Origin of the sequence: Stenotrophomonas sp. (assembly GCF_032056425.1) — a bacterium.
GTDB lineage: Bacteria > Pseudomonadota > Gammaproteobacteria > Xanthomonadales > Xanthomonadaceae > Stenotrophomonas.
Map to the genome: position 1 here is coordinate 12,568 of NZ_DAMBCN010000011.1, position 25,075 is coordinate 37,642.

Annotated in this window: 21 protein-coding genes; 11 read left to right on the forward strand and 10 right to left on the reverse strand. The window is 66.9% G+C overall.

What is annotated here, in order from left to right:
• Positions 1–52 precede the first annotated feature (52 nt).
• Together RTY46_RS09170 and RTY46_RS09175 are read right to left on the reverse strand one after the other, a co-directional pair.
• A complete protein-coding gene (locus RTY46_RS09170; RefSeq protein WP_312707938.1) occupies positions 53–367 on the reverse strand; it encodes an AzlD family protein in 315 nt (104 codons plus the stop codon).
• Positions 364–1,098 carry an AzlC family ABC transporter permease gene (locus RTY46_RS09175; RefSeq protein ID WP_312707939.1) on the reverse strand — a complete coding sequence of 245 codons (735 nt, stop codon included), beginning with the start codon at positions 1,096–1,098 and terminating at the stop codon, positions 364–366. The genes RTY46_RS09170 and RTY46_RS09175 overlap by 4 nt, the downstream gene beginning before the upstream one ends.
• A gap of 124 nt (positions 1,099–1,222) precedes the next feature.
• Here RTY46_RS09175 and RTY46_RS09180 point away from each other — a divergent pair, with 124 nt between their 5' ends.
• Positions 1,223–1,687, forward strand: a complete 465-nt coding sequence (locus tag RTY46_RS09180; protein WP_312707940.1) for an Lrp/AsnC family transcriptional regulator — start codon at positions 1,223–1,225, stop codon at positions 1,685–1,687.
• 7 nt (positions 1,688–1,694) lie between these two features.
• Here the strand turns inward: RTY46_RS09180 and RTY46_RS09185 are convergent, their stop codons facing one another.
• A complete protein-coding gene (locus tag RTY46_RS09185; RefSeq protein ID WP_312707941.1) occupies positions 1,695–3,200 on the reverse strand; it encodes a DASS family sodium-coupled anion symporter in 1,506 nt (501 codons plus the stop codon).
• A 63-nt stretch (positions 3,201–3,263) separates the two neighbouring features.
• Positions 3,264–3,719, reverse strand: coding sequence for an ATP synthase F1 subunit epsilon (atpC, locus tag RTY46_RS09190; RefSeq protein ID WP_312707943.1), 456 nt, complete (start codon positions 3,717–3,719; stop codon positions 3,264–3,266).
• Between the two features lie 128 nt (positions 3,720–3,847).
• On the opposite strand from atpC, the gene RTY46_RS09195 reads away from it, so the two are divergent.
• Positions 3,848–4,459 carry a hypothetical protein gene (locus tag RTY46_RS09195; RefSeq protein WP_312707945.1) on the forward strand — a complete coding sequence of 204 codons (612 nt, stop codon included), beginning with the start codon at positions 3,848–3,850 and terminating at the stop codon, positions 4,457–4,459.
• Between the two features lie 138 nt (positions 4,460–4,597).
• Positions 4,598–5,191 (forward strand): hypothetical protein, encoded by a 594-nt coding sequence (locus RTY46_RS09200; RefSeq protein ID WP_312707947.1) that lies wholly within the window; start codon positions 4,598–4,600, stop codon positions 5,189–5,191.
• A 133-nt stretch (positions 5,192–5,324) separates the two neighbouring features.
• On the opposite strand, the gene proP is transcribed toward RTY46_RS09200, so the two are convergent.
• Positions 5,325–6,812 carry a glycine betaine/L-proline transporter ProP gene (proP, locus tag RTY46_RS09205; protein WP_108762130.1) on the reverse strand — a complete coding sequence of 496 codons (1,488 nt, stop codon included), beginning with the start codon at positions 6,810–6,812 and terminating at the stop codon, positions 5,325–5,327.
• 493 nt (positions 6,813–7,305) lie between these two features.
• Here proP and RTY46_RS09210 point away from each other — a divergent pair, with 493 nt between their 5' ends.
• From RTY46_RS09210 to RTY46_RS09220, 3 genes are all read left to right on the forward strand, one after another.
• Complete coding sequence (locus RTY46_RS09210) at positions 7,306–7,722, forward strand: host attachment family protein (RefSeq protein ID WP_108753241.1); 417 nt, start codon at positions 7,306–7,308, stop codon at positions 7,720–7,722.
• A gap of 3 nt (positions 7,723–7,725) precedes the next feature.
• A complete protein-coding gene (locus tag RTY46_RS09215) occupies positions 7,726–8,049 on the forward strand; it encodes a thioredoxin family protein (RefSeq protein WP_312707948.1) in 324 nt (107 codons plus the stop codon).
• A 152-nt stretch (positions 8,050–8,201) separates the two neighbouring features.
• A complete protein-coding gene (locus RTY46_RS09220; protein ID WP_312707949.1) occupies positions 8,202–10,196 on the forward strand; it encodes a DUF4034 domain-containing protein in 1,995 nt (664 codons plus the stop codon).
• A gap of 82 nt (positions 10,197–10,278) precedes the next feature.
• Here the strand turns inward: RTY46_RS09220 and RTY46_RS09225 are convergent, their stop codons facing one another.
• Both RTY46_RS09225 and RTY46_RS09230 read right to left on the reverse strand, forming a co-directional pair.
• Positions 10,279–11,166: a carbon-nitrogen hydrolase family protein gene (locus tag RTY46_RS09225; protein ID WP_312707950.1), complete on the reverse strand. Its 888-nt coding sequence runs from the start codon at positions 11,164–11,166 to the stop codon at positions 10,279–10,281.
• Entirely contained in the window at positions 11,163–11,753 is a 591-nt protein-coding gene (locus RTY46_RS09230; RefSeq protein WP_312707952.1) for a GNAT family acetyltransferase, read from the reverse strand. Before RTY46_RS09230 ends, RTY46_RS09225 begins: the two co-directional genes overlap by 4 nt.
• 75 nt (positions 11,754–11,828) lie before the next feature.
• Between RTY46_RS09230 and RTY46_RS09235 the strand changes: the two genes are divergently transcribed.
• A complete protein-coding gene (locus RTY46_RS09235) occupies positions 11,829–12,230 on the forward strand; it encodes a ketosteroid isomerase-related protein (protein ID WP_312707954.1) in 402 nt (133 codons plus the stop codon).
• Between the two features lie 50 nt (positions 12,231–12,280).
• Here the strand turns inward: RTY46_RS09235 and RTY46_RS09240 are convergent, their stop codons facing one another.
• Positions 12,281–14,281: an autotransporter outer membrane beta-barrel domain-containing protein gene (locus tag RTY46_RS09240; protein ID WP_312707956.1), complete on the reverse strand. Its 2,001-nt coding sequence runs from the start codon at positions 14,279–14,281 to the stop codon at positions 12,281–12,283.
• 717 nt (positions 14,282–14,998) lie between these two features.
• Here RTY46_RS09240 and RTY46_RS09245 point away from each other — a divergent pair.
• On the forward strand, positions 14,999–17,350 hold the full coding sequence (locus tag RTY46_RS09245) for a GH92 family glycosyl hydrolase (RefSeq protein WP_312707958.1): 2,352 nt from the start codon (positions 14,999–15,001) through the stop codon (positions 17,348–17,350).
• 81 nt (positions 17,351–17,431) lie between these two features.
• Here RTY46_RS09245 and RTY46_RS09250 read toward each other — a convergent pair whose 3' ends face one another.
• Positions 17,432–18,808, reverse strand: a complete 1,377-nt coding sequence (locus RTY46_RS09250) for a sensor histidine kinase (protein ID WP_312707959.1) — start codon at positions 18,806–18,808, stop codon at positions 17,432–17,434.
• Complete coding sequence (locus RTY46_RS09255; RefSeq protein ID WP_312707960.1) at positions 18,801–19,475, reverse strand: response regulator; 675 nt, start codon at positions 19,473–19,475, stop codon at positions 18,801–18,803. Before RTY46_RS09255 ends, RTY46_RS09250 begins: the two co-directional genes overlap by 8 nt.
• A 62-nt stretch (positions 19,476–19,537) precedes the next feature.
• Between RTY46_RS09255 and RTY46_RS09260 the strand changes: the two genes are divergently transcribed.
• Genes RTY46_RS09260 through RTY46_RS09270 form a run of 3 tightly spaced genes read left to right on the forward strand, consistent with a single transcriptional unit; the run spans position 19,538 to position 25,046 of the window.
• Complete coding sequence (locus RTY46_RS09260) at positions 19,538–20,785, forward strand: TolC family protein (protein ID WP_312707961.1); 1,248 nt, start codon at positions 19,538–19,540, stop codon at positions 20,783–20,785.
• Complete coding sequence (locus RTY46_RS09265) at positions 20,782–21,975, forward strand: efflux RND transporter periplasmic adaptor subunit (RefSeq protein ID WP_312707962.1); 1,194 nt, start codon at positions 20,782–20,784, stop codon at positions 21,973–21,975. The genes RTY46_RS09260 and RTY46_RS09265 overlap by 4 nt, the downstream gene beginning before the upstream one ends.
• A complete protein-coding gene (locus tag RTY46_RS09270; protein WP_312707964.1) occupies positions 21,972–25,046 on the forward strand; it encodes a CusA/CzcA family heavy metal efflux RND transporter in 3,075 nt (1,024 codons plus the stop codon). The genes RTY46_RS09265 and RTY46_RS09270 overlap by 4 nt, the downstream gene beginning before the upstream one ends.
• Positions 25,047–25,075: the final 29 nt, after the last annotated feature.

The window sequence follows — 25,075 nt, forward strand, 5'->3', positions numbered from 1 at the left end:
TGACGCAGGGGGCGGGGTAAAAGGTAGCGCCGGGCCATGCCCGGCGGATGGTTCACCCGAGCACGTAGCGCAGCACGCCCGCCGAAACCACGCCGATCAGCACCGTGGGCAGCATCGACCAGCGTGTTGCCGCCAGCAGGGTGATCGCCAGCGCGGCCAGGTCGGCCGGGTTGTCGGCCACGAAATCCGGCGCGATCACCGAGATCAGCACGCAGCCCGGCGCCGCTTCCATCACGGTAACCGCGCGCTTGCTCAGGGTGCGGTTGCGCAGTGCCAGGAACCCGATGATGCGGGTCAGGTAGGTCACCGCAGCCATCAGCACGATGGTCAGCAGCGAGGTCCAGTGCAGCAGGCCGTCGAAGATCATGCTTCGTCTCCTGCCAGCCACCATGCGGCGGCCAGGCCGGCCAGCGCGCCGCTGGCCACGTACCAGGCCCCCGGCACCAGCAGGTAGGTGGCCGCGGCCACCACCAGGCTGACCAGCCACGGGCGCGCCGCGCGCAGGCCCTGCCACATGCCACGCAGCAGTACCAGGAACACCGCGGGGAACGCCATGTCGAAGCCGTAGGCATGGATGTCGCCCAGCAGCGGCCCAACCAGTGCGCCAATGCAGGTGCACAGCACCCACACCGTATACAGCCCGGCTGAAACCCCCAGGTAGTAGGCCAGACTGAACCCCAGGGCGCGCCGGCGCGCGTCGGCCACGCCCAGTGCCCAGCTTTCATCGCACATGAAGAACAGCGCCGGCAGCACGCGGCGGCGCGGCAGGTGCTGCAGCAGGGGGGCCAGGCTGGCGCCCATCAGCAGGTGGCGGCTGTTGACCAATGCAGTGATGGCCACGATCAGCGCGATATGCGGCGGCGAGCTCCAGAGCTCCACGGCGGCGAATTCGGAGCCGCCGGCAAAGTTCAGGCCGGTCATCAAGGGCACTTCCAACGCGCTCAGGCCCTTCTGTGCGGCCTGTGCGCCCAGCACCAGGGCGAAGGGCAGGAAGCCGATCATGACCGGAACGGCGGCGCGCAACCCGCGCAGGAATTCGCTGCGGGTGCTGGTCTGGCAGGCGGGGTCGGGCAGGGGCAGGGTGGTGCGGGCGTCCATGGAGCGTACTTGCGTGGGGGTGGCCCATGCTAGCGAGCCTGCTGGGAAATCGGGTTGCGTTGATGCGGCCCGATCGCCAACAATCCGCACCAGAATCGATCAATGGCGGAAACGGTGAAATCCAATGCTGCAAGCCCTGGATAACCTGGACAAGCGCATCCTGCAGGCGCTGCAGCATGACGGTCGCCTGCAGAACCTGGAACTGGCCCGCCAGGTCGGCCTGTCCCCCTCGGCCTGCCTGCGGCGGGTGCGGTTGCTGGAAGAGGGCGGCTACATCGACCGCTACGTGGCGCTGCTGAATCCGGCCAAGGTGGGGCGTGGGTTCACCGTGTTCGTGCGGGTGTGGCTGCGTGGGCAGGACGAGGACACCACCAACCACTTCATCAACAGCGTCAAAACCTTTCCCGAAGTGCTGGAGTGCCACCTGATGGCTGGCGACTGCGATTTCCTGCTGCGGGTGGCGGTGGCCGACCTGGATGCCTACCGGCAGTTCCAGATCCAGCACTTGAACCGCATCGCCGGGGTGCAGAACACCAAGACCGATATACCCATGCAGCGGGTGAAGCAGACCACCGAACTGCCGCTCTAACGCGGCATCACCACAGGCCCAGCAGCTTCCACCACGCGCTGCCGACCAGGGCGAACACCAGCAGTTCCAGCACGCACATCACAAAGCCCACCCGCCACCAGGTGCCCAGGGTGACGTAGCCGCTGCCGAAGATGATGGGCGAGGTGCCGGTGGCGTAGTGGGTCAGGGTCATCATGATGGCCGAGCCGGCCGTCATCATCAGCAGGAACGGCACCATGTACTCGGCGGGAATCAGCTGCACGCCCACGCCCAGGAAGGCCAGCAGCATCGCGCTGATATGGGCGGTGGTGCTGGCAAACAGGTAGTGCGAGAACACGAATGCCAGCACCAGCACCGCGGCGATGGCCTGCCAGCCCATGCCGCTGCTGGCGATGGCGCCCTTCATGCCCTGCGAGAACCAGTCGATCACGCCCAGCTTGTTCAACTGCTCGGCCAGCATCACCAGCGCGCCGAACCAGATCAGGGTGTCCCAGGCGCTCTTTTCGGAAAGCACATCGTCCCAGTTGATGGTGCCGGTGATGATGAGCACGAACAGGCCGACGAAGGCGACCACGGTGGGGTCCAGCGTCCAGGCGGGGCCGAAGATCATCGCCGGCACGTTCGCCCACAGCAGCAACAGCAGGCCGAAGGTGCCCAGCATCACCTTCTCTTTGGCGGCCAGCGGGCCCATCGCGGCCAGTTCGCTGCGCGCAAAGGTGACCGCGTCGGGGGTGTGCTTCAACTGCGGCGGGCTGAGCAGATACACCACCAGCGGCATCAGCAGCAGGCACAGCAGGCCGGGCAGCAGCATGCACAGCGCCCAGGTGGTCCAGCTCAGCTGCAGCTGCTGGCCGCTGGCCTTGGCCACGAAATCCACCACCAATGGGTTGGGCGCGGTGGCGGTCAGGAACATGGCCGAGGTGATCGGGTTGGCGTGGTAGTTCACCAGTGCCAGGTAGGTGCCGACCTTGCCCTGGGTGCCCTTGGCCGGATCGGAATCGAAGGCGGTGGCGATCGAGCGCATGACCGGATGCACGATGCCGCCGCCGCGCGCGGTATTGCTGGGCGTGAACGGTGCCAGCAGCAGTTCGCACACCGCCAGCCCGTAGCCGATGCCCACCGTGCGCTTGCCCAGCAGCGCAATGAACATCAGGCCGATGCGGTTGCCCAGCCCGGTCTTCTTCAGGCCGCGGGAGATGAGGATGGCCACCACGATCAACCAGATCAGCGGGCTGGCGAAGCTGCTCAGCGCATCGGTGATGGCGCCCTTGGAGCTGTTGGAGGTGACCTGCGAAAGCGAAACGATGACGATAGCCATCATCGCCATCACCCCGATTGGCATCACCTTCAGGATGATCGCCACGATGGTGGTCAGGAAGATGGCCACCAGCCGCCAACCATCGGCGGTCAGGCCTTGCGGGCAGGGCAGCAGCAACAGGGTGGCCAGCACCGCCGTGGTGATGAGGGCGGGCACCAGGCGGAACGGGACGGCCTGGTTGAAGTACTGCAGTGCGGCCTTGATGCGCTCGAGCATCGTTGCTTCCTTACCGGATGAGGAGAGGGCACGGCACCTGCCGCGCCATGATGGCACGGGCGATCAGCGCGGGCGTGACAGGCGCGCGGCCTGGGCCAGCTGCGCGGCCAGCTCGGCATGCAGCTGCGCGTAGTCCACGTCGGTGAACGCGGCGGCCATCGGCGAGTGCGCGGCGGCGCGCGCCTCTTCGGCCAGCGCGTCGTCCAGCGAATCGCTGCGCGCGGCCAGGTCGGCCAGCACGATCACCCGGTCCGGCTGCACTTCCACGTAGCCGCCGCTGACGTGGATCTCCACCATGTCTTTCGTGTCGGCCGGAAACAGCCGCACCAGCCCGGCGGCCAGCGGTGCCATCAATGGGGTGTGGCCAGGCAGGAAGCCGAGGCGGCCGGCAGCGCCGGGCACGCTGGCCTCGCGCACATCGCCGTCCCAGTGCACGCCATCCAGGCTGATGACCTGCAGGGCGAAGCTGGAACCGGGGGTCGCAACCGCCACGGGGGCGGCGGGAGGCAGAGAAGACATAGGGCCGTGCTGCGGTGCGGGGACTTCAGGGTGGCAGCAACGGCGCGTGCGGGCCGTGATCTGGGTCAAATGCGGGGTGGATCGTGTGCGATCATCGGCGCATGGATGGCATTGCCAAGGGAGCTGCAATGAAAGAACGCAGGCAGGGGCCGTTGCAGGCCGCGTGCGCCGTGATGTTGATGATGCTTGCGGCCACGGCGGTGGCACAGACTGCGCCAGCAGGAGAGGCGGCCGCGCCGGCCGAGGGCATCAGCTATGACAAGGCACGGCGCACCGCCGAGGCCTCGCTGCGGCTGCACCCTGCCACCGACAGCACCTACGATTACCGCCCGCTGTGGGCCGGCAATGCCGATCTGGATGGCGATGGCCGCCCGGAGATCGTCTATGTGTACACGGCGGCGCAGAGCGGCACGGCGCAGCAGTTGAACGAGCTGGTGGTAATGACCGCGCTGGCCGACAACGACCCGCGCGCGCAGGCACCGGCGCCGGGCAAGAGCGTGTACGACGATGAGACCTATGCGCTGATCCGTGCATCGGGGTATGCGGACGATTCGAGCGTGCATGTGCCCGGCGAAGTGGAAAGCGTGACGTTCGACGCGGGGCGGATCGTGGTGGCGTTCAGCAGTGCACGGCCCACCCGGCTGTGTGGCGCCGGCAAGGGCCGCACGGCGTGCCCGCCCGATGGGCGGCACACCTGGACCTACGTGTGGACCGCAGGGAAGCTGGCCCGCGCCGATTGACGGAATGGGGTCGGATCCCTCTCCAACGGAGAGGGCTCTGACCCCACCCCGACCGAGATGTCGCGCGCGGCCTGGCGCGGCCATGCTGCGATCTCTACTCTCGGCAGGAACCGGTCTAGGGTGCTTGGGAGGGGCGAGATGCAGAAGATGGCACGTGTAGCGATAGTGGTCGGGAGTTTCTTGTTCGCACTCCCTCCGCTGGTGACGGCCGAGGAACGTGCACCCACCCGTCCACCCAGCCTGGTACAGGCCCTGCACGCAGCGGAGGCATCACTGCGGCGCATTCCGGGTGACGATATCGAGCGCGATTTCCGGCCGGCCTGGACCGGGGTGGCTGACTTGGATGGCGATGGCCAGGCGGAGATCGTGTACTTCTACACGTCCACCTACACCGGTGGCGCCTTCGCGCAGAACAACAGAGTGGTCGTGATGACCGCACTCTCTGCCGATGATCCGCGTGGTCGGGCAACGCCCAACCGTCTTTCGACGGTCGATGCAGAGGACGCAGCCGCGGTGCGTGTCTCCGGCTATGCCGATGATTCAGGACTGCAGATACCGGGCGCCGTGCAGTCGATAAACATCGAAGGCAGTCGCATTCGTGTCGCGTTCTCAGTGACGTCGGGCGCCAGTGTCTGTGAAGCGGTCAATTTCAAGCACATCTGCCCACCCGAGGGCGATCAGCAGTGGGTCCTGCAATGGACGCCGGGAACACTGAAGCGCACCGGTTTGTAGAGTCGAGCTTGCTCGACTGAACATGCCGGGGCAGTCGAGCAAGCTCGACTCTACCTCGACTGCCCTGGTAGTCGCCAACCTTGGTTGGCGCCCACCAAAGTGCCAACCAAGGTTGGCACCTACCAGAGGGGGGTCACGCCGGGCGCGCTTGTTCCGGCTCGGCCGGTTCCGGCAGCGGTGGCAGGGTCGGGTCGACCGTGACCGGGATATCGCTCTTCAGCAGCGCAGCCGCCTCGCGGTCGCTGCCCACGGCGGGCGGGGAGCCGCGCAGCGGCAGACCAGCTGTCTCCTTCACGAACAGCATGGTGACCAGGCCGATCACCGCCGCGCCCATCAGGTAGTACGCCGGCACCAGCGGGTCGCCGGTGCGTTCCACCAGCCAGGCGGTGACCAGCGGCGTGGTGCCACCAAACAGCGACACTGACACGTTGAAGGCGATCGACAGCGCGCTGTAGCGCACCGGCGTATAGAACAGCGCTGGCAGGGTGGAGGGCATGGAACTGGTGAAGCAGACCAGTGCCAGGCCCAGCAGCATCAGGCCCAGGAAGATCAGCCAGTCGTTGCCGCTGCCCACCAGCAGCAGGCACGGCACCGCCAGCACCAGCAGCGCGATGCACGCGCCGATGATCATCGGACGACGGCCCAGTTTGTCACTGAACAACCCACCGACCACGTTCAACGGCATCATCACCAGCATCACGATGATGATCAGCAGCAGACCCTTGCTCTCGGCATAGCCCATGGTCACGCTCAGGTAGCTGGGCATGTAGGTCAGCAGCATGTAGTCGGTCACGTTGAAGACCAGCACCAGGCCCATGCACACCAGCAGCTGGCGGCCATGCACCTGGAACAGCGCACCCAGGCCCGGGCGCTCGTGTTCGCGCTTGTCAGCTTCTTCGGCGAAGGCGCGGAAGGCCGGGGTTTCCTCCAGCTTCATGCGCATGTACAGACCCAGCAGGCCCAACGGACCGGCAATCAGGAAGGGAATGCGCCAGCCCCAGTCCAGCATGTCTTCGCTACTCAGCAGCATGTGCAGCGCGGTGACGGTGCCGGCACCGGCGATGTAACCGCCCAGCGTGCCGAACTCCAGCCAGCTGCCCATCAGGCCGCGGTTGCGGTCGGTGGAATATTCGGCAATGAAGGTGGCCGCGCCGCCGTACTCGCCGCCGGTGGAGAAGCCCTGCACGATGCGCGCCAGCAGCAACAGCACAGGCGCCCAGATGCCAATGCGCTCGTAGGATGGAATCAGGCCGATGGCAAAGGTGCCCAGCGCCATCAGGATCATGGTGAAGGCCAGCACCTTCTGCCGGCCGTAGCGGTCACCCAGCGGCCCGAACACCAGGCCGCCCAGTGGGCGCACCAGGAACGCCACGGTGAACGTGGCGAAGGCCGCGATGACCTGCGCGGTGGGGTTGCTGGAGGGGAAGAAGACCTGGCCGATGGTGACGGCAAGATAGCCGTAGACACCGAAATCGAACCATTCCATCGCGTTGCCCAGTGCAGCGGCGCCGACGGCGCGCTTGAGCATGGGCTTGTCGACCACGGTGATCTCGTCGACGTTCAGATGGCGGCGGCGTTTGAACCAGCCGAAATGAGCATGGGCATCGGAGTTGTCCTGCATGGGGACTCCTTGTTGGGTAAATGCAGTGCGGAATAGGCGGTGTGGTGTGTCCCGAAAAACGGAAACGGCGATGCGGGCGCAACTGGCGCAGGGGCATCGGGGCGGGGGCCAAACGGCCAGGAAAGCGCGCAAGGGTAGAGTCGAGCTTGCTCGACTAAGCGCGAAACACGAAGAAGAGGTGTATCAGGCCTGCGCGATCATCCGCCGGGATCCAGCGCCAGGCGGTGGAATTTCGGGGCGGATGCGGTTGCGGCAAGCGAGGCGCCGGTCGGCAGTGCTTTCCACGTAACGGGCGTGCCCGCGACGCGGTGGGTCGTGTCGATCATCCGTTCATGATACCGGTTACAGCGTGAGCGTGCCGACAATACAGGCCACGCAGACGCTGTGTTCCATCGCGCCTGTTCATGCTGACAACACTTGAACGCTCTGTGGCCGTGCCGATCACATGCGTTTTTCTACGGTGGAGCTGCAACGTAACCAGAAGGAACATCGCATGACCCGACGCATTCCCGAAGGCACCCTGGTGGTGGTGACCGATGGTGGTTCCGCACGTGTGTTCACCAACGTGGGCACCGAACACCAGATCACCCTGAAGCAGGAAGGTGAGCTGCGCCTGGCCGATATCAGCGAACAGGGCGTGTCCGGGCAGGGGCCGTCCGGTGCCGTGCCCAAGGACATGTCGATCTCGCAGTTGAATGAAGCGACCTTCGCCAAGCAGGTGGCCGAGCAGTTGAACGACGATGCGCTGAACAACCGCTTCTCGCATCTGATCCTGGTGGCCGACCCGATCACGCTGGGCCGCATTCGTCCGCTGCTGCACAAGGAAACCCAGGCGCGGTTGCTGGATGACATCGCCAAGAACTTCACCAACGCGCCGCTGGAAGACATCCAGCGCGCCATCGCGGCCTGAGCCGTGCCGTTCATGCGCAGCCATCTGGCCGCCGAACCTGCGCCTGCCGATGTGCAGGCACAGGCGGGCTGGCTGCTGCTTGAATTCGGCGCGCCGTGGTGCGGCCATTGCCAGGCCGCGCAGCCAGCGCTGCAGGCGTTCGTGGATGCGCACGATCTGCCGCACTGGAAAATCGAGGATGGGAAGGGGCGGCCATTGGGGCGCGCCTTCGGCGTGAAGCTGTGGCCGACGGTGGTGCTGTTGCGCGATGGCCAGGAAGTGGCGCGTGTGGTGCGGCCGGTGGCCAGTGCCGATCTGTCCACGCTGCAGGCCGCCCTGCCTGTGTAGCGTCGAGCTTGCTCGACTGCTCTTATCGCCATTGTAGAGTCGAGCCATGCTCGACTGGGAAAGCAGTCGAGCATGGCTCGACTCTACAGCAGCGTTTCGCGCGCGGCCCCGGCGCTATACTCCGCGCGTGTTGTTGATCTGCTTGAATTCCAATGAACTCTCCGCTTTCCGCTGAATCGCCGCGGCGCGCTGCCGTGGCCGCACTCTGGGACAACCTGCTCGGCCACCGCTTCGCAGCCGTCCAATCGGCCTTGCCCGATCTGCTTGCCAGGCAGGACGCTGAAGATGGCGCGCGCGCACTGGCCGCGCTTGCACCGCCGCCACTGCTGCCGATCAATGCGCTCTGGCAGGCGCTGACAGCATGGCAACGGCAATCGCCGCAGGCCGACGAACCGCTGCTGCTTGCGGCGCTGGTCTGGGACCGCATCGCGGTGGACGCGCGCGGTTCGGGGTGGTCGTCGGCGGTGGGCGAGGGCGCGTGGTCCACGGTGCAGGCCGCGCAGACCGCGTTGTTCGTGCATGCCATTGCTCTGGCCGATCGCGGGCCGCTGTGCTGGCCGTTGCTGCACCAGCTGATGCGCAGCGTGGCGGCGCTGGGCGTGCCGGTGTGGATGAGCGACTGGATGCATGATGGCTTCCACCCCGCCGACGGCGCCGGCCCGTGGCGCGACATGCAGGCGCTGCTGGATGCGTGGATGGCCGACGCCCCCCGCCTGCCGGAGTTGCCGCAGCAGATGCCTGCTGCTTGGGCCGCCGCCATCCCTCGGCCGCCGCAGTGTGATGCGGACGGGGAGCTTATCGACGATGAAGAGGACGCATCGGGCGAGGTGGCACTGGCCTGGCTGCAGATGGGACTCCAGGCCGCAGGGCATGGCCTGCCGCTGTTGGATACCTACGCGCGCCTGCGCACACCCCGATGGGGCGGCAGCCATGAGGAGATCCTTGCGTTGGCCGACGGTCCATTGGCTGAGGGGCTGGACGCATCGCAGCGCAACCAACTGCGGATGATCGCCTGGCTGGATGCCATCGACGTGGACAGCATCGACACCGACGATCGCGGCGCCGTGCAGCAGGCCTTTGCGCGCGGCATGGCGCTGCTGGCGCAGCCGCAGTCGGCACTGGAGCGTACCGGCATCCATCTGCAGCTGGCCGAACTGGCCGCGCGGGTGGATAGCACTGAGGTGGCGGCAGCGCACTACGCTGCGGCAGCCGACCCCCGCGTTCCCCGCGGATTCGACGATCATCAGTTGATGCGCATGCTGCACACGGCCGCCGCGACGGGCATGGGCGACTGGCTGGCGCCGGTGGTGGCCCGTCAGTGGCGCACGTCCGCGTGGGCGGCGGTGATGCACGGGGTGCTGCTGGATACCGGATGGTGCGGGGTGTCGCGTGATGTGGCGCAGGCCGAGGCGGCGTACCGCCAGGCGGGCGTGCTGGTGGCCGTGCCGGCGCCGGGCGCGGATTGCCCATTCAATGATGTGTATTACGCCTTTGACGATGCCGAGCAGCAGGGTGCGCTGCTGCATATGGCGCAGGTGGGCGCGGAGCTGGGCTTCCCGGAAATGCAGGCGGCGCTGGGCTACCACTATTTTGAACATGTGCCGGCTTACGATCCGGCGCTGGCCATCCAGTGGTACAGCCGTGCTGCCGAGCAGGACAATGGCCGCGCGCTTTACAACCTCAGCCTGATCTACGACCGGGGCCTGGAGGAGGGCGGCATTGCCGGCATCGACGTTGGCGCCCTGGTGCACCTGTCCAATGCCTGCGAGCTGCGCTGCCTGGAGCTGGCGGCCACCGAGGCGCCGTGGGGTGAGCGCATGCAGCGCCGCGTGCGCAGTTGCGTGGCCGGGGTGGGCTATTACCTGCGCACGCAGGTGCCTGCCGAAGGCCGCCTGCCGCGTCTGCTGGCGACGCTGGCTTTCTGGGCCGACCACGATTGGACACGGGCGGCCTGGATGCTGGCGCAGTACTACGCCGCACGGAGCGATAGTGAGTTTGATCGCGCGGTGCTGTGGGTCGAGCGCGCGTGCGCGCAGCAGCCGGAAGACGATGACGTTCTGGCGCTGCGGGCTACCCTGCAGCGCGGGCTGTTTGGCAGCCGACGCTACCGGCAGGCGCTGGAGCGCGTAAGCGACGGGGTCCTGTAGCGTCGAGCTTGCTCGACTGCTCTTGCTCTTCAGCCGAGCATGGCTCGGCTCTACAACAGGCTCCCGTCGAGCAAGCTCGACTCTACGGGGCCGGGTGCACGTGTATGTCGAACTGCTCGGGCCAGTCGCGATACAGCGCTACCTGGCCCTCGCGGCGCACCGTGGTCACGGCCTTGGCATCAAGCTGCCCGATGAGCCAGCGGCTCTGCTCGGTGAACACGGCCTCGCTTTCGCACAGCACGCCATTGGCCGGCATGCCACGGTCAGCCGGCACGTACAGCGCGGCGCGGCCAAAGTTCACGTCCACCGAGGGGCTCCAGCGCGCCAGGCCGGCGGTGGCAGACACCAGCACTGGTATCTGGTTTTCCAGCGCACGCGCCTGCGAGCCGATGCGCACGCGATGGTAACCGGCCTCAGTATCGGTGCAGCTGGGGGCAAGCAGCAGGTCCACGCCGGCTTCGGCCAATCGCCGCGCCAGCATCGGGAATTCAGTGTCGTAGCAGATCAGGATGGCCAGTGTGCCCAGCGGGGTTTCGAACACACGCAGGCCATCGTGGCCACCGGCGATGTTCCATTCCTCGCGCTCGAAGCGGGTCATGATCTGCTTGTCCTGATGGCCCAACAGGCCCTGTGGCCCGAACAGGAAGGCGCGATTCCGATAATGGCCATCGTCGTCCAGCACCGGGGCGGAGCCGGGGCAGAACCAGACCTGGTGTCGGCGCGCAATCCGATCGCACAGTGCCTGCCAGCGTGGCAGCAGTGCCTGCATGCCGGCAATGGAGGCGGCCAGATCGCCGCGCTGCGCCGGTGGCAACTGTCCAGTCAGGGTCATGGCCGCGTACTCGGGCAGCAGCACCAGTTGCGCGCCGGCGGCGGCGGCTTCGGCAACATACGCGTCCAGATGGGCGGCGTAGTCGTCCCAGTCCTCGATCAGCTCGATGGCGTATTGGCTGGCGGCGAAACGGATCATGTGCGCAGGTCCTTCAGCCAGAACGACATCGGCTTGGCGCTCGCATGGCTCTCGCCGACGTCGCGCCAGCGGAAGGTCGTGTGCAGTTCCGGGTGGTGAACATAACCGCGCTTGTGCCAGAACGCGTCCAGCGGTACGTAATCGCTGGGACGCGCCGGGTGGTCCAGTGGGCGCTGCACCGCACTGAAACAGCAGATATCGAAAGTGCCGACCTGGCGCGCATGCGCTTCGCGTTCCTCGAAGAAGCGCACGCCCAGGCCGCGGCCGCGATAGGCCGGCAGCAGCACCGATTCGCCGAAGTAGAAGATGCGCTGCGGGTGCCATGAACCGCTGCGGAAGGGCGCCTGGAATTCTTCAGTTTCCTCGCACAGGGGCAGGGCAGTCGAGGCGCCCACCACGCTGTCCCCGTCCTGGGCCAGCACGATGATGCTGCCGGGGGCGGCAGCGTACGTGGCCACGTAGTCGCGCTCGTAGCCCAGGTCGCCCTCGTACAGGTAGGGAAAGTCGCGGAAGACCCCGATGCGCAGGCGCGCCAGGTCGTCCAGATACGGGGCAGCGGCGGCCCCCTGCAGCGTGGTGATGCGCACGATCGCTCAAGCCCATGGATACTGGGGGTGAGTATAGGCTATGCTCCGCAGCCCGCCCACCCTCAGGACCTTTCCATGAGCGCCACCGACGTCGTCCACGCCTACTACGCAGCCTTCAACAGCGGAGACATCGAGGCCTTCGTGGCCCAGGTGACCGACGATGTGGTGCACGACATCAACCAGGGTGGGCGTGAAGTGGGCAAGGAGGCATTCCGCGCGTTCTGCCAGAAGATGGCTTGCTCGTATCGCGAGCAGCTGACCGACATCGTGGTGTTCGGCAGTGCCGATGGCAGCCGTGGTGCCGCAGAGTTCACCGTCAACGGTCAGTACCTGGCCACCGACGAAGGTCTGCCTGAAGCGCACGGCCAGCCGTACGTGCTGCCGGCGGGGGCGTTCTTCGAAATCCGTGACGGCAAGGTCGCGCGCATCACCAACTACTACAACCTGCCGCACTGGATCGCGGCAGTGAGTGGCTGAAGAGAGGGGACCGAGGGAGCCGGGCAGGGCCCGACTCCCTCCCTTCACTGTTACCAGCTGTAGCTCACGCCTACCTGGGCGGCATTCTGGTGGTAACCACTGGCGCGCTGCAGCGACAGCGCGCCCCAGATACCCACACCGCTGCCGAACTTCACCGACGCACCGGCACTGAACTCTCCACGGCTGCGCGGGATGCGGGCATCCACCACCTCGTCGTCCATGCTGATCTGCGATTCGGCGCGTGTATGCAGCCAGTTGGCGGCCAGGTAGGGCTGCACTTCGGCCGCCCCAGTGCCCCAGCGGGTCACGCCGGACAGGCGCAGGCCGGCGCGGCCGAACAGACCATCGGCATTCTCGGCACCGACCACGGTGCCGTTGGTTTCGGTGTGGCGATAGTCATCCCAGCGGCTGTAGCCCACCTGCAACTGCGGTTCCAGATAGATGCCGCCGTTGCTGGCGCCACCCAGGCGGAAGGCATAACCGGCTTCCACCGCGCCCTGCCAGGCGCGGCTGTCGTAGCGCTCGGTGGCCAGGCCGATGCCTTCCACACGGTTGCGGAACTGTGCACGCTGCACCGAGCCATCCACGTAGAAGCCCGCATACGGGTCGGCGCCGTTGCCACCGCGCCACGTGCCATACAGGCCCAGCGCCTCGCCCTTCACCTTGCCGCGGGCGTAGTAACCGGTCAGTTCATTGGTGGAGGTGCTGCTGGCATTGCCGGTGGACAGCATCACGCCCACGCTGCTGCCAGCGTCGGCGCGCCACAGGTCGGCACCTACCGTGAGCGCTTGGCGGTTGCCACGGATGTCCAGTTGCTGGCTGACCGCATCGAAGCCGTTGCGAGAACCGTCCACGCGGGCCCACGCGCGGCCCGCATTCTGGCCGGCATGGCGATCGTGGTAGCCGAGGCGGAACATGGTCTGCGCGGCCTGCAGGTTGGCCAGGTAGGCGCCGGGTTCGGGGCGCAGCACCGGGTCGGGATCCGGACCCGGACCCGGAAGTCCCGGGTTGCACTCGGGCAGGCTCGGATCGGCCTCGCACGGGTCCGGCGCGGTGGGCAGCACCGAACGCAGGTACCAGTTGCCATCGGTGCCGGTGCCCTTGTGCAGGAAGTACTCGTACTGGCCGCCGACCGCGCGGCCGGCCAGGTTGAACTGGCCGTTGGAGGCGCCTGCCACGGTGATCAGTTCGATGCCGTTGACCGTCTGCGCGCCTGCGCCGCCGACGTTGTTGACGCGCACGTTGGCCGTGCCGCTGGTGTCGCCGCCGATGACCAGCTTGTCGCTGGCAGCGTCGTCGCCGGCCAGCACGGTGTTGAACAGGAAGGTGCCGTCGTTGCCGGTGAAGTTGCCGGACACGTTGAGGGTGTTGAAGGCAGCGCCGTCGCCCAGTGCAATTTCACTTCCACTGCCCAGGGCCAGGCTGCCGGTACTGCTGTTGCCGCTCAGCTGCCAGCGGGCGTTTTCCAGTGCCATCGAGGTGATGTTCTGGGTGACGCCGAGCAGGGTGGCGTTGTTGGCAAGGCTGACATCGACGGTGCTGCCGGCCGTGTTGATGATGTTGCCGGTCTGGTTGGAGTTGTCTACGGTGAAGCTGACCGTTGCTGCCTCAGCGGTGACTTCAAGTAGGTTGCCATTACCGCCCACGAGCTGCGCGCCATTGCGCGCAGTAAAGCGGATCTGCGGATCCACGTCAGTCGGACTTTGCCGGGGCCCTACGAGTAGCGCAGCGCCGGATACACCCTCCACGCGCGAGGCGTCGACCACAACGTTGCTGGGTCCGGCTACGTCCTGGTTGCCAAACGAGATGATACCGCTCAGCGCGCCAGCGATGATGCTGTCATTGCCGATCAGCACCTCGGCGCCCTCGAGCACCCCAATACCGTGCCCGCGGTTGATCTCGAGTGTCGCACTGTTGTTCAACTGCGCTATGACGCTGGTGTTGTCGAGGTTCAGCACCGCGCGAAGTCCAGGCACGCTGGAGGACACACTGATGCCCGACCCCAGTCCGGTGATCCGGCTGTTGGTGATTTCTGCCCGCGACTGCGGCACTGGGCTGGTTCCAGTCAAAGCAAGCGCGATAGCCCGGGCAGTGGTGTTGGTCACTGACGAATCTGTCATCGTCATGCTGCTGTTAACCGTTTGAATCCCAGAATTGAATTCATTAGTCGACGCTGAAACCTGCGCACCGGAGATTTGTACGTCTGACCCTTGCGCGGCGATAATTCTAAGCGTGCCGGCCCCGGGGTTCACGGTCAGTGTGTTCTGCCCAGGCAACGTCCATGCTTCAGGTGTGTCCCCGGGCTGCACCGTGGCCGTTTGTCCCGAATTGAGCACTCCCGCAAACGCTGGTGTGTCAGCGAAGGCAAGAGAACTGGCTACAGCCAGTGCGAGGGAACAGCGGACTGCGTTGTTCATTACGAAACTCCTGTTGTGAGAGAACTTCCGGAAGACACCCATACGCACTGCGCTAATCTGTATCAGACGCTAAGTCGTCGTGAAGCTGGTGTGACCCGTGGGTTTTCTTGGCGAGGTGGTGCGGCGGAGCTCGCATCCTGTGTTGGCAAGCAACCGCCCTGCTCGCGGACCGCTCCGCCGGGCCTTTGAGGTGCCGGCACAGTGTCATGACCGGTCACGCTGGCGGAAATACAAAAAGTTGCAGATGAAAACGGACTGATGTTGTCGTGTATGGAACGGTTCAGCTGCGCCGCAACATGCAGAGCGGAGCACGTGATGCTAGGCTCCTGACCATCACCTGAATCGATCCAAATGCCGATGCCCCTGTCGCAACGTCGTTTCCTGCTCGCTGTCGCTGCCTCGGCGATGTTCGCTTCCGGTCTGGCCGGTGCTGCCCCCACGCAGTCCGCCGCCGACAAGGCCTATACCTCGGTCGACCCCTTCATCGGCACCGGCGGGGAAGGGCATACCTACCCGGGTGCTACCGTGCCGTTCGGCATGGTCCAGCTCAGCCCGGACACGCGCATCCAGCCGCGCGAAAAGGCCTATGGCTGGGCCGCCGGCTACCGCTACGACGACAGCAGCATCGTCGGCTTCTCGCACACGCATTTCTCCGGCACCGGCCACTCGGACCTGGGCGACATCCTGGTGATGCCGTTCACAGGTGAGCCCGGCCTGGAACGCGGTGATCCGGAAAAGCCGCGCAGCGGCTATGCCTCGCGCTTCCGGCATGATGACGAGAAGGCCGAGCCGGGTTACTACGCGGTCACCCTCGACGACTACAAGGTGCGCGCCGAGCTGACCACCAGCGCCCGCGTCGGCGTGCATCGCTATACCTTCCCCAAGGGCACCGACGCGAAGATGCTGCTGGACATGCGCACCAGCATGTACGACTACCCGGGCAAGATCCTGTGGTCGCGGGTGCGCGTCCGCGACGACGGCACCGTCACCGGCTTCCGCGAAACGCGCGGCTGGGCGGCGGGTCGCCAGCTGTATTTCGCGATGCGCTTCTCGCGGCCGCTGACCAGCCACGCGCTGCACAGCACCGAGAAGGACATCGTCTACAAGGGCTTCGCGCCTCCGGGTGAGAAGGATCCGAAGCAGCGAGCACAGATCGAGGGCCGTCAGCTGGTCGGCACCTTCGATTTCGGCAAGCTGGATGCGCCGCTGATCGTCAAGGTCGCGATCTCTCCGGTCAGCGAGGCCGGTGCCATCGCCAATCTCGACGCCGAAGTGTCCGACTTCGATTTCGACCGTGTGCGTGCGCAGGCGAAGCAGGAGTGGACGAAGGCGCTGTCGGTGCTGGACATCGACGCCCCCGAACATGCGCGCCGCAGCGCCTACACCGCGCTGTACCACACCCTGCTGGGTCCGACGCTGTTCATGGATGCCGACGGCCAGTACCGCGGCGCCGACAATGCGGTGCACAAGGCCGAGGGCTACACCAACTACTCGACCTTCTCGCTGTGGGATACCTACCGCGCCCTGCATCCCTTGCTGACCCTGGTGCAGCCGGAGAAGCGCAACAGCGACTTCATCAATTCGATGCTGGCCCACCACGACCACAGCCCCTACGGCATGCTGCCGGTGTGGTCGTTCCACGGCCTCGAAGACTGGTGCATGATCGGCTACCACGCGGTGCCGGTGATCGCCGATGCCTACGTCAAGGGCATCCGTGGCTTCGATGCCGACAAGGCGCTGAAGGCCATGGTCGAGACGGCGAACTATGGCCCCTACGACGGCATCGCGCAGTACCGCGAGCTGGGCTATGTACCGATCGACGAGGAAGGCGAGGCCGCCAGCAAGACGCTGGAATATGCGTTCGACGACTGGACCATCGCGCGCATGGCGCAGGCGATGGGCAGGACCGACGTGGCCACGACCTTCGACAAGCGTGCCGGCAACTGGCGCAATGCGTTCGACAAGGACACCGGCTTCATGCGCGCGCGCAAGCGTGACGGCAGCTTCCGCACGCCGTTCGACCCGAGTGCAAGCGGTTACGGCACCGACTACACCGAAGGCAATGCCTGGCAGTATTCCTGGTATGTGCCGCAGGACGTGGCCGGGCTGGCCGCAGCGCACGGTGGCAGCGAAAAGCTGCTGGCGCGGCTTGACGAGGTGTTCAACGCCAAGGTCGATCCGTCCATCTTCGAGCACATGGAAGACATCACCGGCCTGATCGGCTGGTACGCACACGGCAACGAACCCAGCCACCACGTGGCCTACCTGTACTCGTACGCAGGCCAGCCGTGGCGCAGCCAGGCCCGCCTGAAGCAGATCATGGACACGCAGTACGCCGACCGCCCCGATGGCCTGGCCGGCAACGACGACGTCGGCCAGATGTCGGCGTGGTACGTGTTCACCGCGCTGGGCTTCTATCCGGTGGCACCGGGTTCGGGCGAGTACATCCTAGGCCGTCCGTTCCTGCCGAAGACCGCGATGCGCCTGCCGAACGGCAAGACGTTCACGATCGTGGCCAACGGCCTGGACGACAAGCACACCTACGTGGGCAGTGTGAGCCTCAACGGCAAGCCGCTGCAGCGCACCTTCCTGCGCCATGACGAGATCCTGGCCGGTGGCGAACTGACCTTCACCATGCAGGCCGAACCGAACAAGGAATGGCCGGGGCAGGGCGCGCAGGCGCCGTACTCCATGAGCCGTTGATGCGGCACGCATGACGCTGCTTTGGTAGGTGCCAACCTTGGTTGGCACACGGGGAACCACGGCGCCAACCAAGGTTGGCGTCTACCGGGTGCGGAACCGCATTCCTACCCGTGCGCCACCCATCGGTGCACTGCCGATCTCCAACGCGGCGTCATGCCGCTGCGCGATCTCGGCCACGATGGCCAGGCCCAGGCCACAGCCATCGCCCTGGCTGCTGGCGCGGTAGAAGCGTTCCGTGACGCGGCCACGCTCGGCCGCGTCGATGCCGGCGCCATCATCATCCACCCAGACCTGCACGCCGTCCGCATCGCGCTGCACGCTCAGGGTGATCATTCCGCGCACGGCGCCATAGCGCAGCGCGTTGTCCAGCAGGTTGCCCAGCGCTTCGCGCAGCAACGGCGCATCGCCCCGCACCGGCACACCTTCGTCCGGCCCCTCGTATCCCAGGTCCACCCCGGCAGCCAACGCGCGGTCGGCGTAACGCTCCACCACGGTGCGCGCCAACGTGGCCACGTCCAGTACCTGCAACGGCAATGAAGCGCCCTGTGCATCCTCCGAACGGCTGAGCAGCAACAGCTGGTTGACCAGGTGCTGCAGCCTCGACAACCCGGCCAGGGTTCCGGACAACGCCAGCTGCTGCGCCTGTGGATCCTGCTGCCGCAGCGAACTTTCCAGCTCCACCTGCATGGCCGCCAACGGCGTGCGCAGCTGGTGTGCGGCATTGCTGACGAAGCGCCGCTGCGCCGCCTGCATTGCATCCAGCCGTTGCAGCAGCGCGTTGTAGGCCTCCACCGCGGGCCACAGCTCGCGCGGTGCTTCCTGCTCTGGCACCAGCGGTGCCAGCGGGTCCGGCCGTGGGCTGGCCAGTCGCCGCGCCACCTGGTTGGCATGGCGCGCCGCCGCGCCGGTGCCCGACCAGGCCAGCCACGCCGCCAGCGCAAGGATCGCGGCTTGGAACGGCACGCTGGTCATCAGCAGCTTGCGCTCCAGCCGGTGCCGTTTGCGCAGGGTCTCGGCCACGCGCAGGCGCACCTGGTGCCCGCCCGTGGTCGGCACCAGCACCTCCACCATGCGTACCGCTTGCCCGCGCAGCCGCGCATCGTAGTAGACCGCGTCTTCATCGGCGGTCTGTGCGGGCCGCGGCAGTGCCTCGGCCAGATCGCCATACAGCCTCGTGCCGGCTGCATCGACCACTTCGCCGTGCACTTCGTCCACGGTGTCCCAGGTGAACATACGTGACATGGCCGGCGTCACCTCCATCACCGCGCGCCCGTTCTGCACCTTTACCAGTTCGGACAGGGACATCGCCGAATCCAGCAGCCAGCGGTCGTACACCTGACCGGCGAAATAGCGCGCCAGTGCAAACGAGCCCACGGCACTGCACAGCAGCAGCACCAGCAGCGGCAGCCACAGGCGGCGCAGCAGCAACCCGCGCAGGCTGGCCACGCGCTCAGCCATCGATGGCCTCCAGGCGGTAGCCCAGGCCGCGCAGCATGCGGATGCCCACACCGGCGCCGGCCTGTTCGAACTTGCGGCGCAGGCGGCTGACATGCACTTCGATGACGGAGAGATTGGCCTCGTGGTCCCAGCTGTACAGCGCGTCGAACAGGCGCTGCTTGGTCACCGTGCGTCCCGGCTGCTGCATCAGCGCATCGACCAGGGCCAGCTCGCGTGCGGTCAGCTCGATGCGCTGGCCGTCCACCTGCACCTCCTGGCGGATGCGGTCCAGGCACAGGCGGCCGAGCCGCTTCTGTGCGGGCGCATCGCTGCGGCGTCGCGCCAGTGCGCGCAGGCGCGCTTCCAGTTCGCCGAGCGCGAAGGGCTTGGCCAGGTAATCATCGCCACCCCGGTCCAGGCCGAGGATGCGGTCCTCCACGCCATCGCGTGCGGTAAGGATCAGCACCGGCAGGCTGATGGACTGGTCGCGCAGGCGCGACAGCAGGTCGAGGCCGTCTACATCGGGAAGTGACAGGTCCAGCACCATCACGTCATACGGTGCAGCGGCGAGTGCCGCGGGCGCCAGCAGGCCCTGCGCCAGGTGGTCACACAGATGGCCGGCGCCCTGCAGGGCGCGTACCAAGCCGTCGGCCAGGGCCGCGTCGTCTTCGATCAACAGGATTCGCATTGCAAGCTTCGCGCAAGGTTCGGGAAAGTTTGGCGCAAGTGCGTCACCTTACCGTGGCGCGCATGAATCTCCTCCCTCGTTCGGCGGCCCTGCTGGCCGCACTGGCGTGTGCACCTGCGGCGTGGGCGATCAGCCTGCAGGACGCGCAACGTGCCATGGATGCGCACAACCCTGACCTGCGCGCGGCGGCGCTGGAACTGCGCGGGGCGCAAGGCGACGCACTGGCCGCTGCATTGCGGCCGGCACCGGAACTCTCGCTGGGCACCAGCAAGATCAGCCCGAAGCACGGCGTGGGCAGCGGCCGCTGGCAGGACAAGCGCGTGGACAGCACCATCGGCCTGGGCTTCACCTGGGAACGCGGCGGCAAACGAACGCTGCGCATGCGCCAGGCCGATGCGCTGGTGGAGGCGGCCGGGCTGGAACGGCTGGACATGCGGCGCCGGCAGCAGGTGGCGCTGCACGAAGCGTATTTCGGGCTGAAGGCCGCGCAGGAGGCGCTGGGCATCGCCGAGGCCAACCGGCGAACGTCTGCCGAACAGATGGCAGCTGCAGGGCGCCAAGTTGCCACCGGCGCGATGGCACCGGTGGATCAGGCGCGGCTTGCCGTGGATGACCTGGCCGCAGCCGATGCAGCACGCGAAGCAGCACTCGATCTGCGCGACGCGCAGCACACGCTGACCCTGTTGCTGGGCATGGAGGCCGGCACTTCGCTCAGCGCCGACGATGCCTGGCCCGATGCCAGCAGGGCCCCGGGCGGCGGTGCTGCTGATCCGCTGCAGCGGGTCGATCTGCGCGCGGCGCGCTCGCGCTTGGCCGCGGCCGATGCCGGGGTGGCACTGGCGCGCAGTGAACGTCGCCGCGACATCCAGTGGGGTGTGGAAGCCGAACGGGAACCGACCGACATCAATGGCGTCACCTGGGGCGTGTCAGTCACGATTCCTCTGGGGGCACCCGGCCGTGCGCAAGGCGGCATCCAGCGTGCCGAGGCCGACCGCGACGCTGCTGCGGAGGAACTTCGCGCATTGCAGCGCCAGGCAGCGGCCGAGCTGGACCAGCTGCAGGCCGGTGCCGAAGCCGCCGCTCAGCGCCGCCGGGATTACGAGGGGCTGCAGGCCGACAGTGCACGCAAGGCCGTGCAGGGCATCGAACTGGCCTATCGCCGCGGTGCCGCCAGCCTGACCGACCTGCTGGATGCGCGCCGCAGCTGGCGCCAGTTCGAGGCCGCGCTGATCCAGTCGCGTGCCGACCATGCCCTTGCACTGGCGCGATGGAGCGCCGCCACGTCCGTTGCCGAAGGAGAAACCCTGTGATCCCGCATGCCGCCATCCCACCGCGCACGCGCCGGTCACTGCTGCCCGCGCTGCTTGCGCTGGCCCTGCTGTCCGGCTGCGGGCGCGCACCGGCCTCCTATGCCGACGGCGCGCCGGTGGTCAGCGCAGGGCAGATCCAGTTCCCCGCCGACAGTCGCCAGCTGGACGTATTGCGCAGCGAAGTGGTCAGCGAAGGCGCCAGCGCATCGCTGCAGCTGCCAGGCCGGGTGGTCTGGGACGAAACCCGCTCCAGTGCATTGCGCGCCCCGCTGCCGGGCCAGGTCTCGCGCATCGAGGCGCAGCCGGGGCAGAAGGTCAAGGCCGGGCAGGTCATCGCCTGGATCACCTCGCCGGAGTTCGGCCAGGCGCAGGCCGATGGCGTCCGTGGGCGGGCCGAGCTGCTGCAGGCCCGACGCGAGCTGGAGCGAACCCGCGAACTGCATGCCGCCGGTGTGGCCTCGGGCCGCGAACTGGATGAGGCCGAAGCGCATTTCGCCGGCAGCCAGGCAGACCATGCCCGCGCTGCCGCGTTCGCCACTGCCTATGGCAACGGCAACCGGGTGGACCAGCGTCTGCCAATGCGCGCGCCCATTGATGGCGTACTGGTGGAGCGCCGGATGAGCCCGGGCATGAACGTGAGCCCGGACGGCGAGCAGCCGCTGGCGGTAGTCGGTGATCCCGACCGCCTGTGGCTGTTGCTGGACATTCCCGAGCGCTTGGCCGCGCGCCTGCAGCCGGGCATGACGGTGCGCGTGCCGGCTGCCGATGGCAGCACGCTGCAGGCGACCCTGCAGCATGTGGATGACTTCGTGGACAGCGAGCGCCGTGTGGTCCAGGCGCGCGCCGAGCTGGACAACCACGCCCGCAGCTTCAAGGCCGGACAGTACGTGCGCGCCCAGGTGGAGCTGCCGGCACAGGGCGGCGTATCGCTGCCGGATGCCGCCGTGTTGCTGATCGATGGCAAACAGGTGGTGTTCGTGGACGAAGGCAAGGGACACTACGCGCGTCGCGCCGTGCAGGCCGAGGAGCTGGGCGACGGGCGCCTGTGGGTGCGCGAAGGGCTGGCGGCCGGCAGCCGCGTGGTGGTCGAGGGCGGCCTGCTGCTGCAACAGCTGGTGGACAGCGCACCGGCGTCGGCGACGGCTTCTTCCGCAACCACCGCTCCCGCCATGGAGCGTGCCGCACCATGATCGATCGCCTGATTGCCTACTGCCTGCGCCAGCCGCTGATGGTGATGCTGGCGCTGCTGCTGTTCATCGGCGCCGGCATCGCGGCGTTCCGCGTGCTGCCGGTGGAGGCCTTCCCCGATGTGTCCGACACCCAGGTGACCGTGGTTTCGCTGCACCCGGGTCGCGCCGCCGAGGAGGTCGAGCGCGAAGTCACCATGCCGCTGGAAGTGGCGCTGTCGGGCATCCCGCATTCGGTGAGGGTGTTTTCGCATACGCAGTTCGGCCTGTCGATGATCATCCTGACCTTCGACGACAAGGCCGATGACTACTTCGCACGCCAGCAGGTGATGGAGCGTCTGCAGGGCGTGGACCTGCCCGAGGGTGTGACGCCCGAACTGGAGGCGATGAGTTCGGCGGTGGGCGAGATCTACCGCTACGTGCTGAAGGCCCCGCACATGAGCCCCACCGAGCTGCGCACCGTGCAGGAGTGGGTGATGGAGCGTGGCCTGCGCACCGTGCCCGGCGTGGCCGATGTGATCAGCTTCGGCGGGTACGCGCGAACGTTCCAGGTCAAGCCCGATCTGGACAAGCTGCGTGACCGCGGCATCAGTCTGGGTGAATTTTCCGAAGCGCTGGAGAAGGGCAGCTCCAATGCCGGTGGCGGCTATGTGGAGCGTGGCCAGCAGCAGTTCCTGATCCGCGGCGTCGGCCTGATGCGCTCGCCGGCCGATATCGGCAGCGTGGTGGTCGCGCAGAAGGGCGGTACGCCGGTGCTGGTGCGCGATCTGGCCAGCATCGCCGATACGGGCCTGCCGCGGCAGGGCCTGGTCGGCCAGGACGACAACGACGATGCGGTGTTCGGCATGGTGCTGATGCGCAAGGGCGAGAATCCGTCCGATGTGCTTGACGCCCTGCATGCGCGCGTGGCCGAGATCGAAGCCGACCAGCTGCCGGCAGGGGTCAGCATCGAGCCGTTCTACGACCGCTCGTGGCTGGTCTCGACCACGCTGAAGACGGTGTTCCGCAACCTGCTGGAAGGCGCGGTACTGGTGTTCCTGGTGCTGTGGCTGTTCCTGTACAACGCCCGTGCCGCGCTTATCGTGGCCGCGATGATGCCGCTGGCGCTGCTGTCGACCTTCCTTGGCCTGCACCTGTGGGGCGTTCCAGCCAACCTGCTCTCGCTGGGGGCGATGGATTTCGGCATCATCATCGATGGTGCGGTGATCGTCACCGAGCACATTGTCTCGCGTCTGTCAGCGCTGCCGGCCACGGCAGACCGGAAGACACGATTCTCCACTGTGCTGTCGGCGGCATCGGAAGTCGGGCGGCCGACCTTCTTCTCGATGCTGATCATCATCGCCGCACACATCCCGATCTTCACCCTGCAGCGGCAGGAAGGCCGGATGTTCGCGCCGATGGCCTACTCGGTCACCTCGGCGCTGATCGGTGCGCTGATCCTGGCGCTGACTGTGGTGCCGCTGTTCTGCTACTGGTGGCTGCGGCGCGACCGCATGCGCGGCGAGAACCCGTTGATGGACCGCCTGACCGGCTGGTACCAACCGGTGCTGGAGCGCGCGCTGGCCCGCCCGCGGGCGGTGGTGTTGACCGCCGTTGCGTTGCTGGTGGGTACGCTGGCGCTGGGCACGCGGTTGGGCTCGGAGTTCCTGCCGGAGCTGGATGAGGGCTCGATCTGGCTGACCGCCACGCTCGACCCCAGCACCAGCCTGGCCGAGGCGCAGCAGCAGTCGCGTCGCATCCGCGAACTGGTGAACACCTATCCGCAGGTGTCCACAGTGGTGGCCAAGCTGGGCCGCCCCGAAGATGGTTCCGATGCCAAGGGCGCGAACCAGATCGAGGCGCTGGTGGCGTTGAGGCCGGAGAAGGAGTGGCCGAAGGGCGTGGACAAGCGGCAGCTGATCGCCGACCTGCAGCGCACCCTGGAACAGCGCATTCCAGGCCCCGAATTCTCGATCTCGCAGCCGGTGCGCGACAACATCCTTGAGAGCATCTCGCAGATCAAGGGCCAGGTCGTGATCAAGGTCAGCGGTGCCGACCTGGATGTGCTGAACCGGAAAGCCCAGGCCATCCTTGGCCAGGTGCGTGGCGTGGACGGCGTGGAGAGCGCCTTCATCGACCGCGATGGCTCACTGCCACAGCTGCAGGTGCAGATCGATCGTGATCGTGCCGCACGCTACGGGCTGAACGTGCGTGACATCGACGAGGTGATCGAGACCGCGCTGGGCGGCCGCGAAGTGGGCGAGCTGTGGGAGGGCGACCGCAAGTTCCCGATCACCCTGCGCCTGGACGATGCCGACCGTGACCTGCAGCGCCTGCGCATGGTGCCGGTGAGCATCGGCGACGGGCACACGGTCACGCTGTCCGATGTGGCCGATTTCCGGATGGCCAGCGGTGCGATCAACATCTCGCGCGAGAACGCGCAGCGGGTGAAGGCGGTGAGCATCTTCATCGCCGGCCGTGACATGGGCAGCGTGGTGGCCGACATGCGTGCGCGGGTGGATGCCAGCGTGCAGCTGCCCGAGGGCTACCGCCTGGAGTGGTCGGGCGAGTTCGAGAACCAGCAGCGGGCGATGAAGCGGCTGGGCTGGGTGATTCCGCTGTCGGTGCTGATCATTTTCGTGCTGCTGTTTGATGCCTTCAAGGACATCAGCAGTGCGGCGCTGATCCTGGCCAACGTGCCGCTGGCGATGATCGGCGGCATCCTCGCCCTGTGGCTGACCGGCATTCCGTTGTCGGTGTCGGCGGCGATCGGGTTCATTGCGTTGTTCGGGCAGGCGGTGTTGAACGGCGTGGTGATGCTCAGCCGGTTCGCGCAGCTGCGCGAGCAGGGCATGGACCTGCTGCAGTCGGTGGTGCAGGGCTCGCTGCAGCGCCTGCGCACGGTGCTGATGACCGCGCTGCTGGCCATGTTCGGCCTGCTGCCGATGGCGACCTCGCATGCGATTGGCGCCGAGACCCAGAAGCCGCTGGCGGTGGTGGTGATTGGCGGCCTGCTGTCGGCGATGCTGCTGACCCTGCTGGTGCTGCCCACGCTGTATTACTGGGTGCACAGCCGCCGCGCCGTGAACCGGTAGGTGCCAACCTTGGTTGGAACGCCGGCATG

Excerpts from the sequence above, each read along its gene's own strand:
- RTY46_RS09170 (WP_312707938.1), bottom strand. The coding sequence starts at position 367 with ATGATCTTCGACGGCCTGCTGCACTGGACCTCGCTGCTGACCATCGTG.
- RTY46_RS09200 (WP_312707947.1), top strand. The coding sequence starts at position 4,598 with ATGCAGAAGATGGCACGTGTAGCGATAGTGGTCGGGAGTTTCTTGTTC.
- RTY46_RS09225 (WP_312707950.1), bottom strand. The coding sequence starts at position 11,166 with ATGATCCGTTTCGCCGCCAGCCAATACGCCATCGAGCTGATCGAGGAC.
- atpC (WP_312707943.1), bottom strand. The coding sequence starts at position 3,719 with ATGTCTTCTCTGCCTCCCGCCGCCCCCGTGGCGGTTGCGACCCCCGGT.
- RTY46_RS09210 (WP_108753241.1), top strand. The coding sequence starts at position 7,306 with ATGACCCGACGCATTCCCGAAGGCACCCTGGTGGTGGTGACCGATGGT.
- RTY46_RS09250 (WP_312707959.1), bottom strand. The coding sequence starts at position 18,808 with ATGGCTGAGCGCGTGGCCAGCCTGCGCGGGTTGCTGCTGCGCCGCCTG.
- RTY46_RS09255 (WP_312707960.1), bottom strand. The coding sequence starts at position 19,475 with ATGCGAATCCTGTTGATCGAAGACGACGCGGCCCTGGCCGACGGCTTG.
- RTY46_RS09245 (WP_312707958.1), top strand. The coding sequence starts at position 14,999 with ATGCCGATGCCCCTGTCGCAACGTCGTTTCCTGCTCGCTGTCGCTGCC.
- RTY46_RS09235 (WP_312707954.1), top strand. The coding sequence starts at position 11,829 with ATGAGCGCCACCGACGTCGTCCACGCCTACTACGCAGCCTTCAACAGC.
- RTY46_RS09220 (WP_312707949.1), top strand. The coding sequence starts at position 8,202 with ATGAACTCTCCGCTTTCCGCTGAATCGCCGCGGCGCGCTGCCGTGGCC.
- proP (WP_108762130.1), bottom strand. The coding sequence starts at position 6,812 with ATGCAGGACAACTCCGATGCCCATGCTCATTTCGGCTGGTTCAAACGC.
- RTY46_RS09185 (WP_312707941.1), bottom strand. The coding sequence starts at position 3,200 with ATGCTCGAGCGCATCAAGGCCGCACTGCAGTACTTCAACCAGGCCGTC.
- RTY46_RS09270 (WP_312707964.1), top strand. The coding sequence starts at position 21,972 with ATGATCGATCGCCTGATTGCCTACTGCCTGCGCCAGCCGCTGATGGTG.
- RTY46_RS09195 (WP_312707945.1), top strand. The coding sequence starts at position 3,848 with ATGAAAGAACGCAGGCAGGGGCCGTTGCAGGCCGCGTGCGCCGTGATG.
- RTY46_RS09175 (WP_312707939.1), bottom strand. The coding sequence starts at position 1,098 with ATGGACGCCCGCACCACCCTGCCCCTGCCCGACCCCGCCTGCCAGACC.
- RTY46_RS09180 (WP_312707940.1), top strand. The coding sequence starts at position 1,223 with ATGCTGCAAGCCCTGGATAACCTGGACAAGCGCATCCTGCAGGCGCTG.
- RTY46_RS09260 (WP_312707961.1), top strand. The coding sequence starts at position 19,538 with ATGAATCTCCTCCCTCGTTCGGCGGCCCTGCTGGCCGCACTGGCGTGT.